Origin of the sequence: Arcicella sp. BE140 (genome assembly GCF_031456255.1) — a bacterium.
GTDB classification, from domain to species: domain Bacteria; phylum Bacteroidota; class Bacteroidia; order Cytophagales; family Spirosomataceae; genus Arcicella; species Arcicella aquatica.
Map to the genome: position 1 here is coordinate 95088 of NZ_JAVDUE010000017.1, position 24313 is coordinate 119400.

20 protein-coding genes are annotated in these 24313 nt (G+C 35.5%); 11 read left to right on the plus strand and 9 right to left on the minus strand.

All coding sequences use genetic code 11. From position 1 onward, the window contains the following. Positions 1-148 precede the first annotated feature (148 nt). From J2Y60_RS20045 to J2Y60_RS20055, 3 genes are all read left to right on the plus strand, one after another. A complete protein-coding gene (locus tag J2Y60_RS20045; protein ID WP_309923000.1) occupies positions 149-1636 on the plus strand; it encodes an arginine decarboxylase in 1488 nt (495 codons plus the stop codon). Between the two features lie 578 nt (positions 1637-2214). After that, on the plus strand, positions 2215-2877 hold the full coding sequence (locus tag J2Y60_RS20050) for an HAD family phosphatase (RefSeq protein ID WP_309923002.1): 663 nt from the start codon (positions 2215-2217) through the stop codon (positions 2875-2877). A 14-nt stretch (positions 2878-2891) separates the two neighbouring features. Next, entirely contained in the window at positions 2892-3830 is a 939-nt protein-coding gene (locus tag J2Y60_RS20055; protein WP_309923004.1) for a glycoside hydrolase family 43 protein, read from the plus strand. A gap of 155 nt (positions 3831-3985) precedes the next feature. Here the strand turns inward: J2Y60_RS20055 and J2Y60_RS20060 are convergent, their stop codons facing one another. Continuing rightward, complete coding sequence (locus J2Y60_RS20060; RefSeq protein ID WP_309923006.1) at positions 3986-5134, minus strand: tetratricopeptide repeat protein; 1149 nt, start codon at positions 5132-5134, stop codon at positions 3986-3988. Between the two features lie 339 nt (positions 5135-5473). On the opposite strand from J2Y60_RS20060, the gene J2Y60_RS20065 reads away from it, so the two are divergent. Beyond that, positions 5474-5860, plus strand: a complete 387-nt coding sequence (locus J2Y60_RS20065) for a MerC domain-containing protein (protein ID WP_309923008.1) — start codon at positions 5474-5476, stop codon at positions 5858-5860. A gap of 73 nt (positions 5861-5933) precedes the next feature. On the opposite strand, the gene J2Y60_RS20070 is transcribed toward J2Y60_RS20065, so the two are convergent. The 6 genes from J2Y60_RS20070 to J2Y60_RS20095 all read right to left on the minus strand — a co-directional run bounded on the left by J2Y60_RS20070 (position 5934) and on the right by J2Y60_RS20095 (position 10106). After that, positions 5934-6539, minus strand: coding sequence for a hypothetical protein (locus J2Y60_RS20070; protein WP_309923010.1), 606 nt, complete (start codon positions 6537-6539; stop codon positions 5934-5936). Between the two features lie 15 nt (positions 6540-6554). Next, positions 6555-7844 (minus strand): hypothetical protein, encoded by a 1290-nt coding sequence (locus J2Y60_RS20075; RefSeq protein WP_309923011.1) that lies wholly within the window; start codon positions 7842-7844, stop codon positions 6555-6557. Positions 7845-8000: 156 nt separating this feature from the next. Next, a complete protein-coding gene (locus J2Y60_RS20080; protein ID WP_309923013.1) occupies positions 8001-8384 on the minus strand; it encodes a hypothetical protein in 384 nt (127 codons plus the stop codon). Between the two features lie 5 nt (positions 8385-8389). Further along, positions 8390-8932: a hypothetical protein gene (locus J2Y60_RS20085; RefSeq protein ID WP_309923015.1), complete on the minus strand. Its 543-nt coding sequence runs from the start codon at positions 8930-8932 to the stop codon at positions 8390-8392. A 5-nt stretch (positions 8933-8937) separates the two neighbouring features. Continuing rightward, positions 8938-9573, minus strand: a complete 636-nt coding sequence (locus J2Y60_RS20090; RefSeq protein ID WP_309923016.1) for a hypothetical protein — start codon at positions 9571-9573, stop codon at positions 8938-8940. 2 nt (positions 9574-9575) lie between these two features. Continuing rightward, positions 9576-10106: an RNA polymerase sigma factor gene (locus J2Y60_RS20095; protein WP_309923018.1), complete on the minus strand. Its 531-nt coding sequence runs from the start codon at positions 10104-10106 to the stop codon at positions 9576-9578. A 413-nt stretch (positions 10107-10519) separates the two neighbouring features. Here J2Y60_RS20095 and gatB point away from each other — a divergent pair, with 413 nt between their 5' ends. From gatB to J2Y60_RS20115, 4 genes are all read left to right on the plus strand, one after another. Continuing rightward, complete coding sequence (gene gatB / locus J2Y60_RS20100; RefSeq protein ID WP_309923020.1) at positions 10520-11977, plus strand: Asp-tRNA(Asn)/Glu-tRNA(Gln) amidotransferase subunit GatB; 1458 nt, start codon at positions 10520-10522, stop codon at positions 11975-11977. Positions 11978-12010: 33 nt separating this feature from the next. Then, complete coding sequence (locus J2Y60_RS20105; RefSeq protein WP_309923022.1) at positions 12011-13150, plus strand: TlpA disulfide reductase family protein; 1140 nt, start codon at positions 12011-12013, stop codon at positions 13148-13150. Between the two features lie 154 nt (positions 13151-13304). Continuing rightward, entirely contained in the window at positions 13305-14105 is an 801-nt protein-coding gene (gene proC / locus J2Y60_RS20110; protein ID WP_309923025.1) for a pyrroline-5-carboxylate reductase, read from the plus strand. A gap of 449 nt (positions 14106-14554) precedes the next feature. Then, positions 14555-17965, plus strand: a complete 3411-nt coding sequence (locus tag J2Y60_RS20115) for a transglutaminase family protein (RefSeq protein WP_309923027.1) — start codon at positions 14555-14557, stop codon at positions 17963-17965. A 142-nt stretch (positions 17966-18107) separates the two neighbouring features. Here the strand turns inward: J2Y60_RS20115 and J2Y60_RS20120 are convergent, their stop codons facing one another. Together J2Y60_RS20120 and J2Y60_RS20125 are read right to left on the minus strand one after the other, a co-directional pair. After that, the gene (locus J2Y60_RS20120) at positions 18108-18803 is read right to left on the minus strand and encodes a hypothetical protein (protein ID WP_309923030.1); all 696 of its coding nucleotides are present in this window, start codon (positions 18801-18803) and stop codon (positions 18108-18110) included. Between the two features lie 141 nt (positions 18804-18944). Next, positions 18945-19817, minus strand: coding sequence for a glycerophosphodiester phosphodiesterase family protein (locus J2Y60_RS20125; protein ID WP_309923032.1), 873 nt, complete (start codon positions 19815-19817; stop codon positions 18945-18947). 224 nt (positions 19818-20041) lie between these two features. Between J2Y60_RS20125 and J2Y60_RS20130 the strand changes: the two genes are divergently transcribed. From J2Y60_RS20130 to J2Y60_RS20140, 3 genes are all read left to right on the plus strand, one after another. Then, the gene (locus J2Y60_RS20130) at positions 20042-20719 is read left to right on the plus strand and encodes an alpha/beta family hydrolase (RefSeq protein WP_309923033.1); all 678 of its coding nucleotides are present in this window, start codon (positions 20042-20044) and stop codon (positions 20717-20719) included. A 73-nt stretch (positions 20720-20792) separates the two neighbouring features. After that, the gene (locus J2Y60_RS20135) at positions 20793-23366 is read left to right on the plus strand and encodes a circularly permuted type 2 ATP-grasp protein (RefSeq protein WP_309923035.1); all 2574 of its coding nucleotides are present in this window, start codon (positions 20793-20795) and stop codon (positions 23364-23366) included. Continuing rightward, a complete protein-coding gene (locus tag J2Y60_RS20140; protein ID WP_309923038.1) occupies positions 23356-24231 on the plus strand; it encodes a transglutaminase family protein in 876 nt (291 codons plus the stop codon). The genes J2Y60_RS20135 and J2Y60_RS20140 overlap by 11 nt, the downstream gene beginning before the upstream one ends. Positions 24232-24313: the final 82 nt, after the last annotated feature.

Genomic DNA, 24313 nt, shown 5'->3' on the forward strand with positions numbered 1-24313 from the left:
TTGCACTTTTGCACGCTTTTTATGTAGCAGTTTCGTTAATAGTAAACAACAAAAATTTACCTTTACTAAAAAAAACTTCTGAGATTAAGTTTCACGAAGATATAAGTATTTTTAATCAAAACCCCGCATTTATGCTTTTCGCAGTAGGATGAAAAATTACATTGACCTAATTGACCAAACCATTGAATTCCCAACCTTGGAATTCAACATTGACCAAGACAATGAACTTTTGTTCAATAATGTTCCACTTATGGACATTATCCAGCAATATGGTACACCCTTGAAAATTACGTACTTACCCAAAGTTGGCGAGCATATCGAAAATGCCAAAAGGATGTTTAAGAACGCCATCAAAAAGTACAACTATAAGGGAAATTATACTTATTGTTATTGTACAAAATCATCTCATTTTAAGTTTATTGTCGAGGAGGTTCTGAGTCACAATGTGCACCTCGAAACATCTTCTGCTTTCGACATTTCACTTATTCGTGATTTATACAGAGAAAATAAGATTTCTAAGTCAACGTATATTCTTTGTAACGGATACAAGCTACCTCTTTATACGCAGTATATCAGCGAGTTAATCAATGAAGGATTTAATTGTATTCCAATTCTAGATAACCTTAAAGAGATTGACTTTTACGACAAATTTGTAACGACTGAAACCGTAAATTTGGGTATCAGAATCGCAACAGATGAGGAACCAGACTTTGCTTTCTATACTTCTCGTTTGGGTTTACGCTATTCAGATGTAATGGAATTGTACAAAAACAAAATCCAAAATAGCGAGCGTTATAAATTAAAAATGTTACATTTCTTCATCAATACAGGCATTAAAGATAGTGCCTATTATTGGTCTGAATTGAGCCGTTTTATCTATAAATATTGTGAACTAAAAAAGGTTTGTCCAGAACTAGATTCTATCGATTTAGGGGGTGGTTTACCTATCCAAACTTCGTTACAATTCAACTACGATTATCAGGCGATGATTGATGAAATTGTAGAGTCTATCTCATGGATTTGTAATAAAAGTAACGTACCTGTACCAAATTTATTTACTGAATTTGGCTCTTATACTGTAGGTGAAAGTGGTGCAGTTTTATACGAAATCATCGACCAGAAGCTACAAAATGATAAAGAATTATGGTACATGATTAATGGTTCTTTCATTACGCAATTACCAGATTCTTGGGGTATGAACCAAAAATACATCATGTTGCCTGTGAATAACTGGGGAAGTCCATACCAAAAAGTAAATTTAGGTGGACTTACTTGCGATTCGATGGATTTTTATAATACCGAAGCCCACAGTTCAGATTTGTATTTACCAATATTTGAAGAAGGACAAGAGCGTCAGTTTGTTGGTTTCTTCCATACGGGTGCTTATCAGGAATCTTTGGGTGGTTATGGTGGTATTCAACACTGTTTGATTCCAGCACCAAAGCACGTAATTGTGGACAGACTAGAAAACGGCACGATTACAACTCGCCTCTTTGCTGACGAACAAGGCAAAGAAGGTATGATGACAATCTTGGGCTATGGCGAAAAAGCTAATGCAGAAGGAGAAGAAAAAGTTTTTATTCTTAGCCAAGATGAATTGACATTGGCCGAAAACCTTTCGATGGTTGAACAGTAGTTTTCTAAGTGATGAGTTTTGAGTGTGGAATGAGGAGTTCTTTCTTACAGTAATTTCAAATTCATACAAGACAAAAAATCTCTAACGAGGGAACTCATTCCCTCGTTAGGAATAATGGAGATTGGCTGTTAGTTCAAATCCGAAATCTGATGACCGAAAGCCGATAGCTATCTCACAATCCTTTGAAAATTAATCATTTGCGAAACAATATTTATTCTTTTTTTTCGTAATTTAACGTAAGAGTACCTTTATGTACCACTTACATTCAAATTTTAATCATGAAAAAAGCTACTATTATTATTGGTTTTATGGCAGTTTTGTCTTTAGCATCATGTGCAAGGAAAAATAATTGCCCCGCATATGGAAGCACAAGTATTGACAAACCAACTTATAAAGGACGAAATTAATACTTTCCGCTAACGCATTCGAAGCAACAGTAGAGGTTAATCTCTTTACTGTTGCTTTTTCATTTATTGAAACTTTGCTCAACTCAATAAATCGTGTTAAGTTTACACGATTTATTTTTTCATAAGGTTTTCCCTTCCAAAAACATTATAATTTACGGTAAAACAATACGTATGCAAGCATTCATTTTTGATATGGACGGCACAATGGTGGACAATATGATGGTACACCACCGTGCATGGCAACTAAAATTAAAGGAATTAGGACTTGATCTAACGCTTGAAGAAGTAAAAGAACGTTGTCATGGAAAGAACGAAGAAATCATAGAAAGGCTCTTCCCTCATAGATTTACAACTGAAGAACGCTATCAAGTATCTTTTGAAAAAGAAGAACATTATCGTAAAGTATTCAAAGATGAATTGAAATTGATAGACGGACTTGCGAATTTCTTAGAAGAAGCAAAGGCTGCTAACATTCCTATGGGTATTGGCAGTGCTGCTCCTGCTGAAAACGTCGATTTTGTATTAGATAATTTAGGTATTCGTCATTACTTCTCGTCAGTAGTCCACTCTGGTTTAGTAGATAAAGGCAAGCCAGACCCCGAAGTTTTTGAAAAAGTAGCAAAAGAGTTAGGCATTTTACTAGATAAAAGCCTTGTATTTGAAGATTCGCCAACAGGTGCTAAAACTTCTGAAAATGCTGGTTGTACAACAATTATACTAACAACAACGCATGATGAAGCTGAATTTGAGCAGTTTTCGAACATTAAATTATTTTTGAAAGATTACCAAAACCTCACGATTGAACAAGTAAAAAATCTTTTTAACACCCTTTAGCATTATTACCTCACATGAAAAAAAGTTTCTTTTTATTAGTACTCCTTTTTACAATTGTTTATTCAAAAACACAGGCTCAAGACAAATTTTTGCTATTTTCTTACTTTGTGGATAACGGCCAAGACGGACTCCATTTTGCAGCAAGTACAGATGGTTTAACATGGAAGACCCTAAAAGCTGGTAAATCGTTCTTGAAACCAAACGTTGGCAAAGATAAATTAATGCGTGACCCATGTATCATTCAAGGGGCTGATGGCGAATTTAAAATGGTTTGGACTAGTGGTTGGAACGATAGAATTATTGGCTATGCTTCGTCTAAAGACTTAATCAACTGGTCTGAACAACAAGCCATTCCAGTAATGGAACATGAGCCAACTGCCAAAAACTCTTGGGCTCCAGAGGTTTTTTATGATGATAAGACCAAAAATTATTTGATTTTTTGGGCAACTACTATCCCAGGAAGACATTCAGAAATTGGAGAAACTGAGCGTGAAAAAGGCTTAAATCACCGTATTTATTATGTAAAAACACGTGATTTCAAGACTTTTAGCGAAACTAAGTTATTTTTTAACCCTACTTTTAGTGCCATTGACGCTACTATTCTGAAAGATGGTAAATGGTATTATATGTTTGTGAAAAACGAAAATCCTAAGCCAGCAGAAAAAAATATCAGGATTACACGTTCTAAAAAAGCTGAAGGGCCATATCCTACCGAGGTATCAGCACCCATCACTGGAAAATATTGGGCAGAAGGACCTACAAGTGTAAAAATCGGTGAATATACTTATGTATATTTTGATAAATATACTGAGCATAAGTATGGTGCTATCCGTTCTAAAGATTACAAGACTTGGGAGGATGTTTCTGACCAAATGACTTTCCCTAAAGGGCTACGTCATGGAACAGTGGTTGAAGTATCAAAAGCTGTTTTTGAGAAATTACAAGCTGAATAAACTTTCAGTCAAAGTATTTGACTTATACAGACTACTCAAAACATTATAAACATCTAATAATCAAACCCTTATCCATATCCATAGCGAGGGACTTAAGTCCCTCGCTATGGATATGGATAAGGGTTTGATTATCTCGCTAGTAATAAATCCTATCTTTATGGCTTAGCCTTTGCAATATTGACCGTCTCCAATTCTTTAATTCTCTCGGTAGCTAAAGAAATATATTCGTTATTTTTTTTGTTTTTAGATAGCATATATTGCTTATATAACTTCAGAGCCTTTGACTTATCGGTTGATTTCCAATCATTTACTCGAGCTATTAAATATAAATAATCTGCCTTTCCAGAATATTCCAATGCTTTTTGATAAGCTTCTAGCGCATTGTTGTATCTAGCATTCTTCTCATCAATAAAGCCAATTCGTTCATAATACTTTGGTAAATCGTCTGATAATCCTGCATTAATTGCTTGTTGAAAATATTGAATGGCTAAATCTTCTTTTTTCAGTTTAGTATAACATAAGCCAAGATAAAAGAAAGCAGGCTCCGACTCCATCTCTACTTTCAATACGCGTTCAAAACAAGCTACAGATTGCGGAATACTATCCAGATAAAAATACGCATATCCTAGCAGTTGCTGATACCCAACAGAAGAATCCCCTAAAGCCATTGCTTTTTTGATGGACGATACAACAGGCTTAAATTTGCTTTCTCGATAATTTACTCTGGCATTCAACTGCCAAAAGGTAATATAGGTTGAATCTAAAAGAAGACCTTTTTTAATTAATACTTTGGCTTCTGATAAGCTATCCGCTTTTACAAAAAGTTTTCCTAGTTCTGCAATACTTTCAGCATCTGATGGACTAATAGTTATCGCCTTTTTGAAATATATTTTTGCAAGAGAATCTTCTGTTAGCTTTAAACAAAGCATCGCATAGCTTTTATAAACAAATGCATTAGTAGAATCTATATTAAGTAAAGACTGATAGCTTTTCTTGGCTTGGTATAATTTATTTGTTTTTTCGTAGAGATTTGCCAAGCTCATCATTGCCAAAGCATTATTGGGGTCTTGGTCTAAAATAGCCTGATAATTTTCTATGGCTTCTTTTATCCTACCAACCTTTGTCTGGCAATATGCTAAATCTAAACGACAGCCCGTGGTAGAACAATTGCTCAAGCTTACAATTGCCTTTTCAAATTGGTATTGTCGAATCAAACTTTGGGTTTCCATCTCCGTTTGACCTACCACCCTTTGCTGGCTCATCAATATTAATAATAGTACGATGTAAAATTTCGGTGTCTTCATCTTTTAAAAACATAGTTATATAACTATAAAAATAGTTTATATAATTGTCTTTTCAAAATGAAAACTAAAATTTAAGTTATATTTTCAGCGCTATTTTTCACTTTAAAAATCCACAAAAGACAAAACACACAAATTACCATAAAGACCTGATTTACAAAATATTACACAACAAATATTATGATTTGAAGGCGTTGAGGAATCTATAAAATAAAAATACTTGACATTAGTAGGCAAATTTTAAATTCTCATTCACTTATTTAACAACAACAAAACAAAAAACTAAGCGTTTTTATTTGCAATAACGTTGCATTGTATTACTTTTGCAACATGATTACAACAATGGAACATACACATCGTCATACTTTAAAAATAGAGAAGGTTGGTTTTTACCTTTCTATCCTTTGTGCGATACATTGCATAGCTACTCCCTTATTAATTACACTGATTCCGTTTTTGGGTGGAAGTCTATTTGCTGACCATACTTGGGAACTATGGTTTATTGGTGGGAGTCTTGTTCTAGCAAATATTATCTTGATGATAGATTATAAAAAACATTTGAATGCTATTCCACTTTTGCTTCTTATGTTAAGTTTACTAATAAAGCTTAGTGAAATAGTTTGGTTTGCCGACAAATACGAACTTATCACTGGTGGCTTGGGCGGTTTATTAATTGCTTCTGCTTATTATATCAACTGGAAAGCTAAAGAAAAGTCTTGCGACTGTTGATTTTAGAATATCTCAAAAAAAAATCCTTTCAGTATAATACTGAAAGGATTTTTTTTTGAGAAGATTATTTAATTTAGAAATTCACCCCCAACCTTACCGCCATTCTGTTCAACTCATATTCCTTTGTTCTACTAGAAGGGTAATCATCATTACCCGTATTGGTAGTTGTAGTAAAAGCATTATGCTTGTAACCGATACTCAATACAAAGTTAGCTTGCCCGCCCGTTGGAATCAGTAATCCCAGAACAGGACTAATTGCCAAACCTCCCTTAGCGGTTTGGTTATCAGACGAATCATCATTCAGCCATGTAAAACCATATCCAGCATCAACGCCGATATAAGGTCTTACTTTTTTGGAATCTGTTCTTCCATAAGTATTTCTTATTCCTAACGATACAGGAACAATCTGCATTGAATGAAACCAATCGACCCCTACGGTAACCCCTGCTGAAAGTTTATCCGATATTTTGTACCCGTTGTATGATTGAATCGTAAAATTGGTTCGTCCCTCAACAGGAGTAGAATAAGATGCCTGTGTTATTTGATAAGACTTACCAAACAACCCTCCTATTTCTGTAAAATTTACGTATTTATCTTTCAAAAAACTCTTGCTCGATTTTTCTTGTGTATAAGCCACAGAAAAGATGAGGCAACCTATTATTGTTAATATACTTTTCATGTTTTTTACGGCTTATTAGTTTTCGCGTTTTACCAATATCTTACTCAACAATTTCAAATTATTGGCATCTTTATAATCATATTGATATAAACCGTCCTTGCCAATGAGCATTAAAGTACCATTCAAAGGAATTACATCATAAGTATTCATATCTGTAAAATGCTGAATTAGCTTAATATCCATTGAATTGGTAGCATTAAACGTTTTTAGTCCCCCTTTACCTTCACAGATAAATAGTTTTTTATTATCTATTCCTAAGCCATAAGGGCTATCCATATTATATGATTTTAACAACACAGGCGTAGCTGGATTTGAAACATTGATAACATCTAGCTGATTGGCAATAGCTGCCCCACAACGGCTAAAATTATTTACCGAACGAAGGGTAACATAAGCGATATCGTCTTCAACCACTACAGGGTCGCAAGCACGCACGTGGTCTAAACGAGATAAAAACGTAGGGTTACTAGGGTTTTCATTGTTCCATATTTGCATTCCTGTTGTTGTACCCAAGAATAATTTATTTTTATAAGGGAAGATAGTCTCGATACCAAAACCAAGTTTTATACTAGCATCTTTGGTCGGTTTTTCAGGATTAGCCAAGCTAAAGAGTTTCATTTCATCTTGCGTAACAGCATATAGGTGATTATTCGCAATCGTGAATCTTGCTGTCGATCCTCCAACTCCTGCTCCTTTAGCTACTGAACCTGTAGAACTGCTTGATGAAAAGCTTGAATATAGCGACCAACTATCATAATACGCAATTGGGTAATAGGAAGGGTCGCATGATACTTCTTGAGTAGTAGTATACCATTTCCATTTATAGTCATAGATAGTCTGATTGTTCGCATTATAACTCCAACTAATTCCATCTGCTACTCCATAAGTAAATACTTCGTTTACCCTTGATACCTCTTTGATAGCAGTAGGATTACTAATATCAAAAGCTACAAAATCGGTGTAACTATCGGCATATAGGATATTATCTTGCACGGCAATATCAATATTCCCTAATACTTGAATAAAAGCAATGGCTTTGGGTGATGCTGGATTTGAATTATCTATCACATGGAAACCTTTCTTTATTTCATTGATAAACAGATAGTTATCTTTGACATAAATTTTTCCAGGATTCACTAAGTCTTGTGCAGGCAAAGCTTTTACACTGTTCCTGAGTTCATTTAATGAGATTAACACTGATTCAGTTCCTCTGTAGGTATTGGTTTCTTGACAATGGTCTTTACAAGAAACAAAAGCAATTAACAAAGCAAAGAAGTGAATTGCTCGGAGTAAAGTTTTTTTCATGAGCAAAAAGCCTAAAAAGGCGTTAAGTAAGAGTGATAAGTTGGAATTTTGAATTGCGAGTTGCGAATCCTGAATTTAAAATTGTGTATATCAACAATTTTAAATCAAAATCCACAACTCTTTTTATGAGGTTAAACAGCTTTACTCAATCAGATATTATTTAGTTGTACAAAGTCCGTTTACACAATCCACGGTAGGCATAAGTATCATAGAACAGTCAGAAACCCTGTTGTATTTTGCATTCAATTCTTTTTGAAAATCTGTATAGCTTTTCACTTTCTCAGTTAATACTTTCTCATCTGTTTTCGACAAAGAATATACAATAAATCGGGTAGGTCCACCACAGGCTTTTGCCCCCATTGGCATCACTCTACAGTCATCGCCAGCACAAGCCTTGTTGATAGCGAAAGCTTCTATGTCTGATGCCATTTGTGCTAACTTTGCATTATCCTCCTCTTCATTACCAAATACATCTTTATTCTTGCAGGCATAAAATAGTACAAAAACAAGAAACACATAAAGCATTTTCGATGATTTCATGGCTATTATTTATATTTTATACTTGTATACACTGGTCCTAGTATCTTACCATACTTAGATAAATAAGTCGGGAAAGTCTGATTATTAACATCTGTTTCTCTATAAAAAACGCTATCATCTACTCTCCAAGTTTTAATCGCTTTGCCTTTTTCTTTTCTTTGTATTAATAACATCCCTCCGTCGGCACAGCCTGGGCAACCGAATGTTTTACTTGCTTGATTAGCTAAGTCCGCTGGGAATTCAGGTATTACGTTTTTCACCTTAGCATACTCACTATCAGGCAATTGGTATCCTACAAAAGAATATTTCTCTTGGTCTTTACAGAAATTGCCACTAGTATCGGCATATACTTTTCCGCTATTCGTTACCATATAAATAACTGATGCTCTGCAACCCCAGCCTAAACCAACATGGCTAAAAACTAGGTAATTATCAAGTGTTTCTGCGCTGATATCTTCAGAAGATTTGGGCGTTTGTAGTTCATTTTCTGAACATGATAGCATCCCTAATGTCATTAGAGAAACTAATAATAATGTGAGTCTTTTCATGTTAATTATTGTTGATAGGTTCCTACTCCAACTGATACTTTTACATTTTTAAAAATTGACTTTTTAGGAGGTTTTGGTTTTGCTGGTTCGTAATATGGTGTTGCCTCTACTGGCACAACAATATTAGGCTGTTGCCATGTATGAGTGGTATTTTTTGTTGATAACGGCGTTATCATCTCAATGCTATCTGCCAGTTTAGTTCTTTCTATAGGTTCTTCTGGCAAATTTTCCAAAGGTTGTTCTTCCGATAATTCTATAGGAAGAGGCTTGGTTTTAACTGGTAATTGTGGGGCTAGAGGTTGAATTTTTCTTACCTCTTTTTCATTGATAGTAGGCGTAGGACTTTTCACCAATATTTGTTTTTCTAACTTTATTTGTTGCTGTACGGCAGGTTCAATGTCTTTGGTAATGTCAGTGTTGGCAATAAAAACCCAATATCCTATCCCTAGTAATGTTACCAGAACAGTACCTATGTAATAGAATGGAAATGTATTTTTAGGGGTTTGAGGAGCCGTTGGCGTAGCCTCAATGCTCAAGCCTTGCTCTATCTTATCCCAAACGGCATCAGATGGAGTCAAAGAGGCATCTTCAAAGGCTTTTTGCCATTGTTCCTCAAATGAATTATTTGTAAAATCGTTCATCATTAGCTATTTACGGATAATTGACTTTGTAAAATGGCTCTTGCTCTTGCATATTGTGACTTTGATGTTCCTTCTGTAATATTTAGCATCTCAGCGATTTCTTTGTGTTGATATCCTTCTATGGCATAAAGGTTAAAAACAGACTGACAGCCCTTTGGTAATTTCCGAATCATTTCAATTAATTCTTGAAAATTAATGCCTTCAATACCATTCAAGCCATCGGTAAATTGATTTTCATATTCCTGTACATTATCCATTCCTTGAAAATGCTGTTGTGCACGAATATGATTGATGGCAACATTGATAACGATTCTCTTAATCCAAGCTCCTAAGGTACTCTCACCTCTAAACTTACTTAAATTTTGAAATATCTTAATAAATGCCTCTTGCAATACATCCTCAGCCTCTTCTTTACTTTGCATATAACGAGCACAGACCACCAACATTCTACCAGCGTAAGCATTGTATAGCTTTCGTTGGGCGTTACGGTCATTTTGCAGACAGGCCTGTATGAGCTGTTCTTCGTTTTCCAAAATTTATTGTTAATTAAAGAGGCTTATGTGTATTTTATTGTTGCTGTCGGACTTCGGCTGTAAGCAGTCGGCTAAAAGCTGCCTAAAATGACTGACAACCGAAAGCCTTTAGCCAAAGTTGGTGTCTTCACCAGACCTCATTAGTCTAGTAAATTGCTTTCGCATTGGTGGATTGGCTAATAGACCAGCCACGGGTAACCCGATAACCTTAATCACACAAATACTTCTTCTACTTACTTTATAACTAAGTTTTATGGAGCTTTTGTATAAAGACGTTTATTCTTATTAAACGGTTGGAAAAGAACTAAAAAAAATTATATTTTTCTCTGTCACCACTTACTTATCTGTTCTAAAGCCACTAACTATTTGCTTTTTATTATCTTTGCATTCTAAAATTTGAAATTGTACCTTCTGTGAATCAAGAAATAAGAGATAAATACGAAGTCGTTATCGGCTTAGAAGTACACGCTCAGTTACAAACTGAGAGTAAAATTTTTGCAGCCGATGCTGCGTCATTTGGTGCTTCACCTAATACCCATATTTCACCCATTACACTTGGGCATCCGGGTACTCTGCCAAAGCTAAATAAAAGAGCGGTAGAATTTGCCATGAAAATGGGTATTGCCTGCCAGTCTGCAATAACTGAAAATCAGTATTTTGACAGAAAAAACTACTTCTATCCAGATCTTCCTAAAGGTTACCAAATCACACAAGATAAAACCCCTATTTGCATGGGTGGTGGTGTGCATGTGAAACTCTCGACAGGCGAAAAAACAGTTCGTTTTCATCATATTCACCTTGAAGAAGATGCAGGAAAATCATTACATACTGATGGTTCAAGCGATAGTTTATTAGACTATAACCGTGCAGGAACGCCATTGATAGAAATGGTAACCGAACCAGAAATCAAGTCAGCCGAAGAAGCCGCTACTTTTATGACCGAAGTACGTAAGCTAGTGCGTTACCTTGGTATTTGTGATGGCAACATGGAAGAAGGCTCGCTCCGTTGCGATGTCAATATTTCGGTCATGCCCGTAGGTAGTAAAGTTTTCGGAACAAAAGTCGAAATCAAAAACATGAATTCAATGCGCTTCATTCAAAAAGCCATTGAATATGAAATTGTAAGACAAATTGATGCCGTTGAAAATAACGAGAAAATCATTCAAGAAACACGTAGTTTTGACCCTGCCACTGGGCGTACATCGGGTATGCGTGAAAAAGAATCAATGAACGATTATCGTTATTTCCCTGAGCCAGACCTTGTTCCTTTAGTGATTTCGGAAGAATGGCTTTCGTCAGTAAAGGCATCAATGCCTGCTTTACCGTGGGAGTTATTAGAGAAATTTACGAAGCAATACGGCCTGCCAGAATATGATGCCCATGTATTAACCGATACCAGAGAAGTAGCAGAATATTTTGAAGCAACGTGCCAATTTACAAAACATTATAAAGCAGTTTCAAACTGGATAATGGGTACGGTAAAATCATATCTGAACGACCATAATTTAGAAATCGGACAATTAAGCATTACTCCCGAGCAATTGGCGAAATTAATACAATTGGTTGATGATGGTAAAGTGAGTAACTCAACGGCTGCGCACCAGATTTTCCCAGAAATGATTGCCGATACCACTAAAACGCCATTACAAATTGCTGAAGCTAAGAATCTGATTCAACAAAGCAATACAGATGCACTTCAAACGTTAGTTGATGAGGTTTTAGCCAATAATCCAGCGAAAGTAAAAGAATACAAAAATGGCAAAAAAGGGCTTTTAAGTATGTTCATGGGTGAAATCATGAAGAAATCTAAAGGTTCGGCTGATCCTAAAGTAACCACTGCTTTATTGCAAAAAACTTTAGACAATTTATAACTAGCTTATAAATTGAGTTATCATTCACAAAACATGAAAAAAATATCAATCATCATTTTATTTGTACTGACGAGTATCTATACTTTTGCTCAGGATAAAGTGGTTAATATTACGGGGAAAGTAATGAATGTAGTGCCTGATAAAAAGGTATTACTACAGGTAATTAACGGCCGAGGAAATGCCATCACGGTAGATTCTGCGGTAGTAGCTGCTGACAAATCATTCAAGTTTAATAGCAAAATACCTGATGGTGGTGGTTATTATTTAATCAATTTCTTTGGCATGGAACTCAGCCAGAAAGTATTGCTGATTCTGGAAGGTGGCGAAACTGTTAACCTTATTGCTGATGGCATGGATACCCCTGTCAAAAGAGGAAGTTTTCAATTGACTGGAGATTCTAAGAATATTGAATATTTCAATAGAATTCTGAAAATTAGCCAAGAGTTACAAACCAAAGTAGAATCTTGGAATTTACAAGTAACAGCGGCACAAGCAAAAAAAGATGATGCTACTATTCAAAAAATTCAGAACGAATTTCAAGCGGCACAAGAAGCTAACCTTAACAAAATAAAAACCCTCCTTCCAGAAATGGGTACGCATTTGGTGGCTTTGTGGACGGCTGGCAATTTCTTAAATCCTGAGAACGATACGGAAACGTTATTACAAGTAGCAGAAAAATTTAAGGCTGAAAAGGGCAATTCTCCTAATGTTCATATCAAGACTTTCTTGCAACAAGTAATGCGGTTGAAAGGTGTCAGTGTAGGTTCGGAAGCACCAGAAATTGCGATGAAAACGCCGAATGATAAAGTGTTGGCTTTATCGTCTTTGCGAGGAAAATATGTATTACTTGACTTTTGGGCATCGTGGTGTGGACCATGTCGCAGAGAAAATCCAAACGTTGTAAGGATATATTATAAATTCAAAGACAGAAACTTCGATATTTTTTCAGTAAGCTTAGACCAAGAAAAAACATCATGGCTGACTGCTATCGAAAAAGATGGTATGGCTTGGAATCATGTTTCTGATTTACAATATTGGAATTCAGCAGCAGCCGTAGCCTATGGCGTTCAGGGAATACCTGCAACATTCTTATTAGACAAAGAAGGAAAAGTTATTGCAAAAAACCTGAGAGGAGAAGAGCTTGAAAAGAAATTGGAAGAGATTCTAAAATAAGCAATTCTCAAAATATTATTCTGCATATTTCAATCCCTGACATTTTTTATAAAACTGTCAGGGATTTTTCATGTAATTTTGTTCTTCCAAACAATCAAAACAGAATGTTGAGAAAAATATCTCAGAGATTCTATCACACAATCAATTTTTTGAAATGAAAGTAGCCATCATCGGAGCAGGAAATATGGGAATGGCATTTGCCAAATCGTTTATCCAATATGATTTAGTAAAAAAGGAAGACCTTTTTCTGATTGAAAAAAACTCAGACCGTGCCGAAGCATTACGACTGGAAAAAGCAGGAGTTGTTATTGACACCATTTCTTCTAAAATCGGAGAGTATGATTTAATTATTTTATCCGTAAAACCACAGGATTTCCCGTCTTTACAAGAAGAACTTCGTGCCGTAATTCAGCCTAAGCAATTGGTACTAAGTATCATGGCGGGGATTTCTATTGAAAAAATCATTAGCACCCTAAATCACCCTTTGGTAGTCCGTGCTATGCCCAATACGCCTGCTTTGCTAGGAATGGGTATGACTGCTTTCTCGGCTGCTGGCGATATTACTTTAAGTCAATTAAAAAAGGTAGAAAATCTTATTAACTCAACTGGTAGGGCCGTTTTCTTAGAAGATGAAAGTTTATTAGATGCCGTAACAGCTTTGAGCGGTAGCGGGCCTGCTTACTTTTTTTATTTAGTAAAAGCGATGATTGAAGCAGGAAAAAAAATGGGCTTTGAAGAATCTATGTCCGCTTTGTTAGTAAAACAAACCATGTTGGGTTCTTTCCATTTAATTAATAATGCTGAAAAAAGTTTAGATGAATTAATCAAAGCGGTGGCATCAAAAGGGGGTACTACAGAAGCTGCCTTGAAACGTTTTGAAGAAGGACTTTTAGCACAAAACTTACAAGAAGGAATTTACGCTGCTCAGAAAAGAGCGACGGAATTATCGAAATAGGTTCAAGCAATAGGCTGTAGGCTTTTTAAAAAACAGTAGGGACTAATTGCATTCGTCCTTATTTGTTTAACAATATTATTATCAAATCTTTTATTATCACTAGCGAGGGGCTTAAGTCCCTCGCTAGTGATAAGGCTTGAATGTAAACGCTTTACTTTATTAATTAACCCCTTAATGATGCTAAATGGTTAGTAAATTTTCAAGCATTCTCTCATCACAATTCTCCACAGATTTTAAACGACTGATTTTCTCAAATATCCAAAAGTTTATTTCCTAATCCCAAAATCTGATGTCCAAAAGCTGAAAGTTAAAAGCCTTCTTCAATTACTTTCACTTTTAAATAAACTATTTCAAGCAAAAATATAATTTTATAGCTATCCCCTTCATTTTAACACTATTTTTCGCTTTTTTTACATAAATCATAAAACTAACGTTCAATTTCAATCTATATGTCGATAAAAGTTGCCATTTCTCATAAGACGAAATACAAGTTTGATAGAAGCGTCAGTCTATCTCCACACATTTTTAGATTACGTCCTGCGCCACATTCACGAACAGTGATTGAAGGATACTCTTTCAAAATATTTCCTGAAAATCATTTCATCAATTGGCAACAAGACCCATTCGGTAATTATCAAGCCAGAGTAGTTTTTCCCGAAAAAACCACAGAATTGCATGTAGAGGTAGAAGTTATTGCCAAATTACAGGTAATCAATCCTTTTGATTTTTTTGTAGAAGAATATGCCGAAAAATTTCCCTTCAAATATGACGAACAGTTAAGAAGAGAACTAGGCCCGTATTTTGAACAAAGAGAATCTGGCGAAAAATTAATGAGTTGGATTGAAAGTAATAAGGTTTACACTGAAATCAATACTGTTGATTTTTTAGTTTACCTCAATCAAAGAGTTTTTAATGATTTACAATATAACATCCGTATGGAAACGGGTGTACAGAGTTGTGAAGAAACCCTTACTATCAAAAGTGGTTCTTGTCGCGATTCATCTTGGTTGTTAGTTCAGATTCTAAGACAGCACGGTATTGCAGCCAGATTTGTATCTGGCTATTTAGTACAGCTTACGTCAGATATTAAATCTTTAGATGGGCCTTCTGGACCCGTAGCTGATTTTACCGATTTGCACGCTTGGGTTGAAGCTTACATACCGGGTGCTGGCTGGATTGGCCTTGATCCTACTTCTGGGCTTTTTGCGGGCGAAGGACACATTCCTTTGTCGTGTACACCAGACTATGCAAGTGCTGCCCCTGTGACAGGTGCTACCGATGTTTGTAATGTTACGTTTGAATTTGATAATAAAGTTACCAGAATCCATGAAGACCCAAGGGTAACGAAGCCTTATACAGACCAGCAGTGGGAAGACATCATGCAAGTGGGTTATGATGTAGAAAAGGATTTACAAGAAGAAGATGTACGGATGACGATGGGAGGCGAACCGACCTTCGTTTCAGTAGATGATTATGAATCGCCAGAATGGAGCTCTACTGCGGATGGCCCTTTAAAACGAAAATTAGCCTATGATTTAGCATTACGCCTAAAAAATCGTTTTGCTCATGGTGGATTATTACACTTCGGACAAGGGAAGTGGTACCCAGGCGAATTGATTCCACGTTGGCAATATGCGCTATATTGGAGAAAAGACGGACATACCATTTGGAAAAATGATGCATTGGTCGCCAAAGAAAACGACCAAAAATTCACCTTCCATGATGCAGAAAAGTTCACCTTTGAACTGACAAAATACTTAGGCATCAACAGCAATAATATTATTCCTGCTTATGAAGACCCTATTTATTGGGCTTTAGAAGAAGGTAAGATTCCTGTTAATATTGACCCTCTAAAAGTAAATTTAAAAGATTCAGTAGAAAGACGCACCTTAGCCAAACTGTTGGAAAAAGGACTGAATAATCCTACTGGCTTTGTATTTCCTTTGAAATGGGATAGAGGTATCAATACTTGGACAAGCTGTGCTTGGAGTTTCAGAAGGAATCATTGTTACCTGATTCCGGGTAATTCTCCGATTGGTTATCGTTTGCCATTGGACTCATTGCCTGCGTTATCAGACGACAGAAAAGAGTTTCCAGCCGAACGTAGCCCCTTTGAAGATTTAGCACCATTAGGTGATTTTAGTGGAGTTGTGGAAAAACGTTATGGTGCTGTTGCTCCAGACTATGAACTCCCTCCTGCTAAAAAAGTGAGCGAGGGAGAAAAAGAAAAAGGGAACGAAAAGCAGATTATTTTCGAAGTTCCTACGTTCACTACGGCTTTAACAATTGAAGAGAGAGAAGGTATTTTGTATGCATTCTTACCTCCTACTGAGTATTTAGAGCATTATTTAGATTTGATTGCTTGTATTGAAGCAACTTGTGAAAAGCTTCAACTACCGATTAGGATTGAAGGTTACCCTCCTCCGTCTGATTATCGTTTAGAAAAACTAAATGTTACACCAGACCCAGGGGTAATTGAAGTAAATATTCATCCAGCCAAAAATTGGCAGGAGTTAGTTGACAACATCACTGCTTTATACGAAGAAGCCTTCTTTGCTCGCTTGGGTACAGAAAAATTCATGGTTGATGGCAAACATACAGGTACTGGCGGAGGTAACCACGTAACGATTGGAGGTGCCAAACCAGAGGATAGCCCAATCTTGCGCCGTCCAGATTTATTACGTAGTTTGATTACCTACTGGCAACATCACCCTGTATTAAGTTATTTATTCTCTGGCCCTTTTATTGGACCAACTAGTCAAGCACCGCGTTTTGACGAAGGTAGAGAAGAGCGATTGTATGAAATGGAGATTGCTTTCGACCAAATCCCTGAAGGTGAAAATGTACCATTCTGGATGGTTGATAGGATTTTCAGAAACCTTTTGGTAGATGTGACTGGCAATACACACCGTACAGAATTCTGTATTGATAAAATGTATTCTCCTGATTCATCAACGGGTCGTTTAGGCATTTTAGAATTCAGAGGGTTCGATATGCCTCCTCATAAACACATGAGCTTGGTTCAAACCTTATTGATTAGAGCGTTGATTGCTAAATTCTGGAAAGAACCATACAAGAAAAAGTTAGTACGTTGGGGTACAGAATTACACGACCGTTTCCTTTTGCCACATTACGCTTATTTAGATATGCTTGATGTTGTGAATGATTTGAAGGATGCAGGGTATAATTTTGACATCTCTTGGTTTGATGCTTTCTTTGAATTCCGTTTCCCTTATTATGGCGGTATTACCGTTGATAATACTCAACTAGAAATCCGTTCGGGCATAGAGCCTTGGCACGTACTAGGCGAAGAATTGTCAAACTCTGGTACTGCTCGATTTGTAGATTCTTCTTTGGAGAAAATACAGGTAAAAGTAACTGGCTTTATAGAAGGTCGTCATATCTTAACTTGTAATGGTTGTAGAGTTCCATTAAGAAGCACAGGTGTAAAAAGCGAATTTGTAGCAGGTGTTCGTTACAAAGCATGGAACCCGCCTTCGGCATTGCATCCTACTATTGGCGCAGATGCACCTTTGGTATTTGATATTTTGGATACTTGGAATAATAAAGTAATTGGAGGCTGTACCTACTTTGTATCGCACCCAGGCGGTAGAAGTTTTGATACATACCCAATTAATAGTTACGAGGCAGAATCAAGGATGATTAGCCGTTTCTGGGGTTTTGGACATACACCAGATGCACCAGAAACAGAAGAGGCAGCACCAATCAGAAACACGCCAACGATTTCTAGGTTTGTGGCAGAGAACAAAAAGGATCTTAAGGCCGATACGCCTATAGAAATAATTAATCCAGAATATCCAAATACTTTAGATTTAAGAAAGTACTGGAAAAGAAGGTAATATAAATTTCATTTTTTCAATCCTTCTAAATATGACTAGCGAGGGACTTAAGTCCTTCGCTAGTCATATTTAGAAGGATTTGATTTTTTGAACTTAATAGTTCTTTTTAAAACGCCTTTATACAAGTTATTGATAATCTTCCTTAGTATTGAGGTTGTTGTATATTATACAAATAGCCATCAAATAGGTTTTTATACTGTTTTTCTAATACTTCCCTTTCTGTAGGAGACTTTTCGACTGATATTCCTTTAGAGAAATAAACAATCTCATTTTTTTCAGTATCAATAATTATTGCATATAGAGTCGTATTTGCTTTAATTGGTGCAGGAGCATACATACCAAGCGTTAATACTCCTATTCCTACAGCTTTTGCAATTTGTCCTCCATAATTTCCTTTTCTTCTCCCAAAGCCTGTAGCAATAGTTGCTAAGACAAATTTTTGTTTATTGCTTTTTAATACTGAATCAATAATTGGGGTCAGTTTAAGTCCTTCAATTTTATTCGACCTTATTACAGATAAAAAAATATTACTCAATTCAACATCAACGGTCTCCTTAGTTCTTTCATCAAGAATATTGATTTTTTGAGTGATTTTAAAATTATTATTGTTGGATATAATAGAATCTAATAGCATTTTTGATACTAAAGATAAAGAATCATTAGGGGTTGTTTTATTCCCTTTCTCAATCAAACTAACAAATGATAATGGCTCTAAATATGCAACATTTTTTGTTTGGGTGGCTTGAATTATTTCAGATGAGTTAACATTAATAAGTTTATGAGAGACACATGAGGCAAATAATAGAATAGTAGAGAATAATAATATAATTTTCTTCATTGGTAGATTAGTACTTGTTAGTATTTGGGTTATGTAAAAAATAAGTACGAATGTATCCATTAATTTTTTAATTACAAATCTATTTCTGGTTGTCAAAATTCATATATAAATACTGCATCATTCAAATGAACAACAGTATTTTCATTTCAACAACTCCTTCACCGCAAAAGGATAATCAGTAATTAATATATCTACCTGCTTCGTTTTTAGAAATTCCGTATAATATCCTTTATCAAAAGCATCAGGATGTTTTTGAACATTTTCGCTAATATCACTTGTTAACACTATCCCATTTTTCTTGAGTTTTTCAATTAATGACACAGGGGTTTTAGCATTAATATAAGCTACCAAGTTACTGAAAGGTATATTCAAGGCTTTTATTCTTTCCCAATCCTCCTCGTTACTGATTAATGTTGAAATAGTAATTGAAGAAGAAAGCTGATATACTTTCTGTGTATTGATGGGTGAAAACGTCAGAATTAAGCATCGGTCTTCTAGTTTTTTTTTCTTTATCTTTTGCACTGTTTTTTGCCATAAATCATCTTTTACATCTACCATCAGATAAACGTTTTTATGGGCCGATAACCATTTTAAAACTCCATCAAAAGTTGGAATACGTTCTTGTGTAGGATCACCCTTTTGTGCTTTTAGGTATAAGCTTTCTAAATACGTTGATGTCAATTGCTTAATAGCACCAACACCATTGGTCGTTCTATCAATGGTTTCATCATGCATGATAAACAAATCTCCATCAGCACTTTGTCTGATGTCTAATTCTAGCATTACTGCTGATTTTTTGAAGGCATTAGCAATCATATTAAAACGAGCAAGACTATTCTCAGGTAAATTACTATCAAATCCACCACGGTGTCCACTAATAAGTGGCCCATTCTTCCATGATTTTTTAAAATGTTGATTGACGTAAATTGCTGTATCTTTTTTCTGGGCATGAATATTGTTTATACAAATCATGAATAACAAAATGCTAGAAAATAATTGAATTGATAATTTCATTTGATGATGATGTTTAAAAGATGGTAATAGTTACCAATTTAACAATGTATTCTAATGCTTACAATTATGAATGATTAAATATTGATAAAGGATTATTTATCGAAAACAGTAATGTAAAGCCATTGAATTGGAAATATTACAGGATAATACTAATATTTTTTGATATTTTTTTTATTACTTTTATTTTAATAATAACCATTACTATACTGCTAATAATAAAGGTGATGAAAACTCAATCTCTTAAAAAGGTTGTTTTACTGGTAGGAAGAGACGATTGGCACAAGGACACTCATTTGAACCATATCTTAAGAAACTACCTCAAAAAGAACAACTACAAAATAATGTGGGAACACCCCGCAGGAAGTTTTATCTATAAACTTCAGTCCATTGAAAGTCATCTAAAATGGCTCCCAAAATCTATCAAAGCATTCAACATTAAGCTGGTTAAACTGTTGTATTTGGTTACTCACTGGAGTTATGCAGTTTATTTATACAACCGTCCTAATCAGTTTATCGAATTTAGATGTCCCAGACTAAAAAAGCGGATACAAAACCTGAGTGCTAACAATGAATTAATAGTTTTTTCAAGGTCATCAGGAGGCAGAGCTATTTCTCTCATCGCAGATGAATTGAATATTAAACACATTGTGTGTTTGGGGTATCCATTTCAAAATCCTAATAATGGTGTAGAGCCCGAAAGATATTTACATTTAGCACACCTACAAACGCCGATGTTAATTATTCAGGGAATTAATGATGAATATGGAGGTATTGAGATTAAGGAAAAGTATCATTTAAGCCCACAAATCAACTTATTTTTTGTAGATACAGACCATAATTTTAATATCGGCGATAGCACTTGGAACAAAGTATATGCTAAAATTGATGAAGTTATCAAATGAGTAGTGCAAGGTTTTCCTACAAAAGCCTTAATTTTAATAAATTTTAAAATACTTCATTTTCAACCAATGAGCGATGATTACAGAAAAATCACCTAATTTACTTCAAGCCTATCAGCGAGAAATTAACTCTTATGATGAAATCTTGGGAGCAAACGGTCAAGTAAAACCTCATTGGCAAACACTTTTTTCTACTTTAGAAAAAATAGGTATGAAGGAACTCCATTCTCGAAATTTTGAAATTATCAACAAACTTCGTGAAAATGGTGTTACTTATAATGTTTATGAAAATTCAGGAAGTTTAAATCGACCTTGGCAACTAGACCCTATTCCCTTTCTTATCGAACAAAAAGAATGGAACGTTGTTGCGAAAGGGCTTAAACAAAGAGCATTAGTCTTAGATTTAATGTTGAGAGACATCTACGGTCGTCAACGGTTAATCAAAGAAAACATCCTACCTCCTGAATTAGTATATGGGAATAGAGGCTTTTTTAGGGCTTGTAATGATATAAAGCTACCTTCTGAAAATCAATTAACCCTATATGCTGCCGACATCGCTCGTGGACCCGACGGCAGGATGTGGGTATTAGATAATAGAACACAAGCACCTTCTGGAACAGGCTATGCCCTTGAAAATAGAAGTGTGATGAGTAAAATATTGCCTGAACTTACTAATGGAATGTATGTAAGCAGGCTTTCTCCTTTTTTTACCAGTCTTCAACAAACAGTAGCTTCTTTGGCCGTCAAAGCAAAAGATTATCCTAACATTGTTTACCTAACACCAGGCTCAAATAACGAAACTTATTTTGAACATGCTTATTTGGCGGCTTATTTGGGATACACTTTAGTACAAGGTGATGATTTATTGGTGCGCGATGGTTTCGTTTGGTTAAAGTCTATCGATGGGTTAGAAAAAGTAGATGTTATCATAAGAAGGATTGATGATGAATGGTGCGACCCTCTGGAGCTTAGGCAAGATTCTCGTTTAGGAATTCCGGGGTTATTACACGCCATTCGTTCTGGAAATGTTTCAGTGATTAATCCTCCTGGCTCAAGTGTGCTCGAAAACAATGGTTTATTACCCTTTATGAATGCCGCTTCTAGGTTCTTTTTAGGTGAAAGCCTGATTATGCCTTCAGTGGCTACTTGGTGGTGCGGACAAGCCAAAGAGATGAATCATGTATTGGCGAATCTGCCGAAATTGATTATAAAAAGTACTAATCGTAAACAAAAAATAAGGTCAGTTTATGGAAAGTCATTAACGGAAGCACAATTAAATGATCTCCGTAAGCTTATTATTGAAAATCCTACTGAATACGTTGCCCAAGAAGAAGTAAGTCTTTCTACTACGCCAGCCTTGGTTGATGGAAAAATTGAGCCTCGTTTTGCAGCATTACGTGCTTATTTGGTTTCAGATGGCAAAGATTATCACGTGATGGATGGCGGTTTAACCCGTAGTTCAGCCGTAAGAGACCGCTTTGAGATTTCGCATCAGTATGGTGGTTTTTCTAAAGACACTTGGATTGTATCTGATACCGTTTTACAGCCTCCTCCGCGGATTATCATTCCAACGGCAGCATCTGTTCATCATCATACATCGTTACCTAGCCGAAGTGCCGAAAACCTGTTTTGGGTAGGAAGGTATTGTGAAAGAACAATGGCTACGACAAAGTTTTTGAAAATTACGATTAATGCCTTGCAAGAAAATGTCAACTTTGGTGGTTCTGTTAAATCAGAGCACATTGATATATTGCTAAAGTCTCTTACACACCTTACCCTCAGTTATCCTGGCTTTATTGACGACGATAATCCTGAATTATTGAAAAATCCTTATCCAGGTATTCATGATTTAGTTTTTAATGCTAAAAAAGCAGGAACAATAGCTTATAGTGTAGAATATTTTTTGAGGGGCGTAATTACAGTAAGTGATAAATGGAGCCATGATACATGGAGAATCATTAATTTAATTGAAAATAGCTTAAAAAAGATTAAAAGCTCGGACCCTGATGCTAACAATCCGAACATGATTCAAAAGATTTTAGACAAGTTGCATACTCGTCTATTTACTTTCTATGGAATCATTTCAGAGTCTATGCCACGCGACAGCGGTTTTTATTTATTAGAAGCTGGGAAACTTATTGAGAGAATTTTATCAAGAATTAGCATTATTCGTTCTACTTTTAGTTTTAAAAATGACCTTAACGTAGAAAATGATTTGGTTGAGGCTGTATTAATCAATCATCATTTATTAGTTCATTATCGTTTATTGTATAAATCGCATATAAGTTTAGAAGCCATGCTTGATATGATTCTGTTGGAAGAAAGTTTGCCTTATTCACTCAGCTATCAATTGGATGCCTTAGCCGAATGTCTTTCTAAACTGCCTAAAACATCAAGCAATGAAAGGCTAACCAAAGCTGAAAAAGCAGTGTTGGAGGCTTCAACTAAAATTAAGCTAACAGATATTGCTACGCTTGGAGCTTATGATGCAGAAACTTTATATCGAGAAAATTTAGATAACTTACTCGCTAATGTTTTTAGTTTGATTTCGTCTGTTACTGTTTGTCTGACAGATGTGTATTTTACTCATACTGTGATTCAACACTCATTAATGGAAAATCCAGAAAATAGTGATACCAATGAAATATAAACTCACTCACCAAACAAAATATAAATATCATGATTCTGTAAACAGCTATCATAGTTTAGTGTGTTTAAAACCCCTGAACATATCTACACAGATATGTCATAGTTTTTCGTTGTTAGTTACTCCAAAGCCTTCTGAAATTGTAGAAAGGGTCGATTTTTTTGGTAATACTATTCATTATTTTTCTATACAATCGGCTCATCGAGAATTGATTGTTAAGACAGAAAGTAAAGTAGAGACCTTTCCTAAGTTTTTAAATATTAATTTTTCAGTATCTTGTAAAGAGGCCCGCGAGGCATTTAAAACCAATAATGCTTTAAAAATAGAATTGTTACAGTATTTATTACCGAGTCCGTTTATTCATTGGGACGAAGAAATCCATGCCTTTGCAGAAGCTTCTTTCCCTGAAAATCAATCACTTTACGAAAGCGTCAAGAACCTTTGTCATAAAATATTCACAGAGTTCGACTTTGTTTCTAATTTTACCAATATCAATACGCCTATTAAAACTGTGTTGAAAGAACGCAAGGGCGTATGTCAGGATTTCTCTCATTTAGCCATTGCCTGTCTGAGAAGTATGGGCTTTGCTGCTCGGTATGTAAGTGGCTATTTAGAAACCTTGCCTCCTCCGGGCAAGAAAAAACTGCAAGGGTCAGATGCTTCCCATGCTTGGATTTCAGTATTTATTCCCAACATTGGTTGGTGCGAATTTGACCCTACCAATGATTTAGTTCCTCAAGAAAGGCATATCATTACAGCTTATGGACGAGATTACAGCGATGTACCTCCGCTAAAAGGCATTATTTTTAGCTCTGGCAAACATACTTTATCTGTTTCTGTAGATGTAATACCCTTATTTGAACCATGATATACATTTCATTTTAATCATTATACATAAATATAGTATTATTGCTATTCCTGAGAATTCGGGTTGTTTTTGCGTATATTTG

Bases quoted from the DNA above. Each gene is read 5' to 3' on its own strand.
- J2Y60_RS20085 (WP_309923015.1), bottom strand. From the start codon at position 8,932: ATGAAAAGACTCACATTATTATTAGTTTCTCTAATGACATTAGGGATG.
- J2Y60_RS20090 (WP_309923016.1), bottom strand. From the start codon at position 9,573: ATGAACGATTTTACAAATAATTCATTTGAGGAACAATGGCAAAAAGCC.
- J2Y60_RS20045 (WP_309923000.1), top strand. From the start codon at position 149: ATGAAAAATTACATTGACCTAATTGACCAAACCATTGAATTCCCAACC.
- J2Y60_RS20125 (WP_309923032.1), bottom strand. From the start codon at position 19,817: ATGAAATTATCAATTCAATTATTTTCTAGCATTTTGTTATTCATGATT.
- J2Y60_RS20060 (WP_309923006.1), bottom strand. From the start codon at position 5,134: ATGAAGACACCGAAATTTTACATCGTACTATTATTAATATTGATGAGC.
- J2Y60_RS20140 (WP_309923038.1), top strand. From the start codon at position 23,356: ATGAAATATAAACTCACTCACCAAACAAAATATAAATATCATGATTCT.
- J2Y60_RS20075 (WP_309923011.1), bottom strand. From the start codon at position 7,844: ATGAAAAAAACTTTACTCCGAGCAATTCACTTCTTTGCTTTGTTAATT.
- J2Y60_RS20115 (WP_309923027.1), top strand. From the start codon at position 14,555: ATGTCGATAAAAGTTGCCATTTCTCATAAGACGAAATACAAGTTTGAT.
- J2Y60_RS20080 (WP_309923013.1), bottom strand. From the start codon at position 8,384: ATGAAATCATCGAAAATGCTTTATGTGTTTCTTGTTTTTGTACTATTT.
- J2Y60_RS20105 (WP_309923022.1), top strand. From the start codon at position 12,011: ATGAAAAAAATATCAATCATCATTTTATTTGTACTGACGAGTATCTAT.
- J2Y60_RS20065 (WP_309923008.1), top strand. From the start codon at position 5,474: ATGGAACATACACATCGTCATACTTTAAAAATAGAGAAGGTTGGTTTT.
- J2Y60_RS20055 (WP_309923004.1), top strand. From the start codon at position 2,892: ATGAAAAAAAGTTTCTTTTTATTAGTACTCCTTTTTACAATTGTTTAT.
- J2Y60_RS20120 (WP_309923030.1), bottom strand. From the start codon at position 18,803: ATGAAGAAAATTATATTATTATTCTCTACTATTCTATTATTTGCCTCA.
- proC (WP_309923025.1), top strand. From the start codon at position 13,305: ATGAAAGTAGCCATCATCGGAGCAGGAAATATGGGAATGGCATTTGCC.
- J2Y60_RS20070 (WP_309923010.1), bottom strand. From the start codon at position 6,539: ATGAAAAGTATATTAACAATAATAGGTTGCCTCATCTTTTCTGTGGCT.
- J2Y60_RS20135 (WP_309923035.1), top strand. From the start codon at position 20,793: ATGATTACAGAAAAATCACCTAATTTACTTCAAGCCTATCAGCGAGAA.
- J2Y60_RS20050 (WP_309923002.1), top strand. From the start codon at position 2,215: ATGCAAGCATTCATTTTTGATATGGACGGCACAATGGTGGACAATATG.
- J2Y60_RS20130 (WP_309923033.1), top strand. From the start codon at position 20,042: ATGAAAACTCAATCTCTTAAAAAGGTTGTTTTACTGGTAGGAAGAGAC.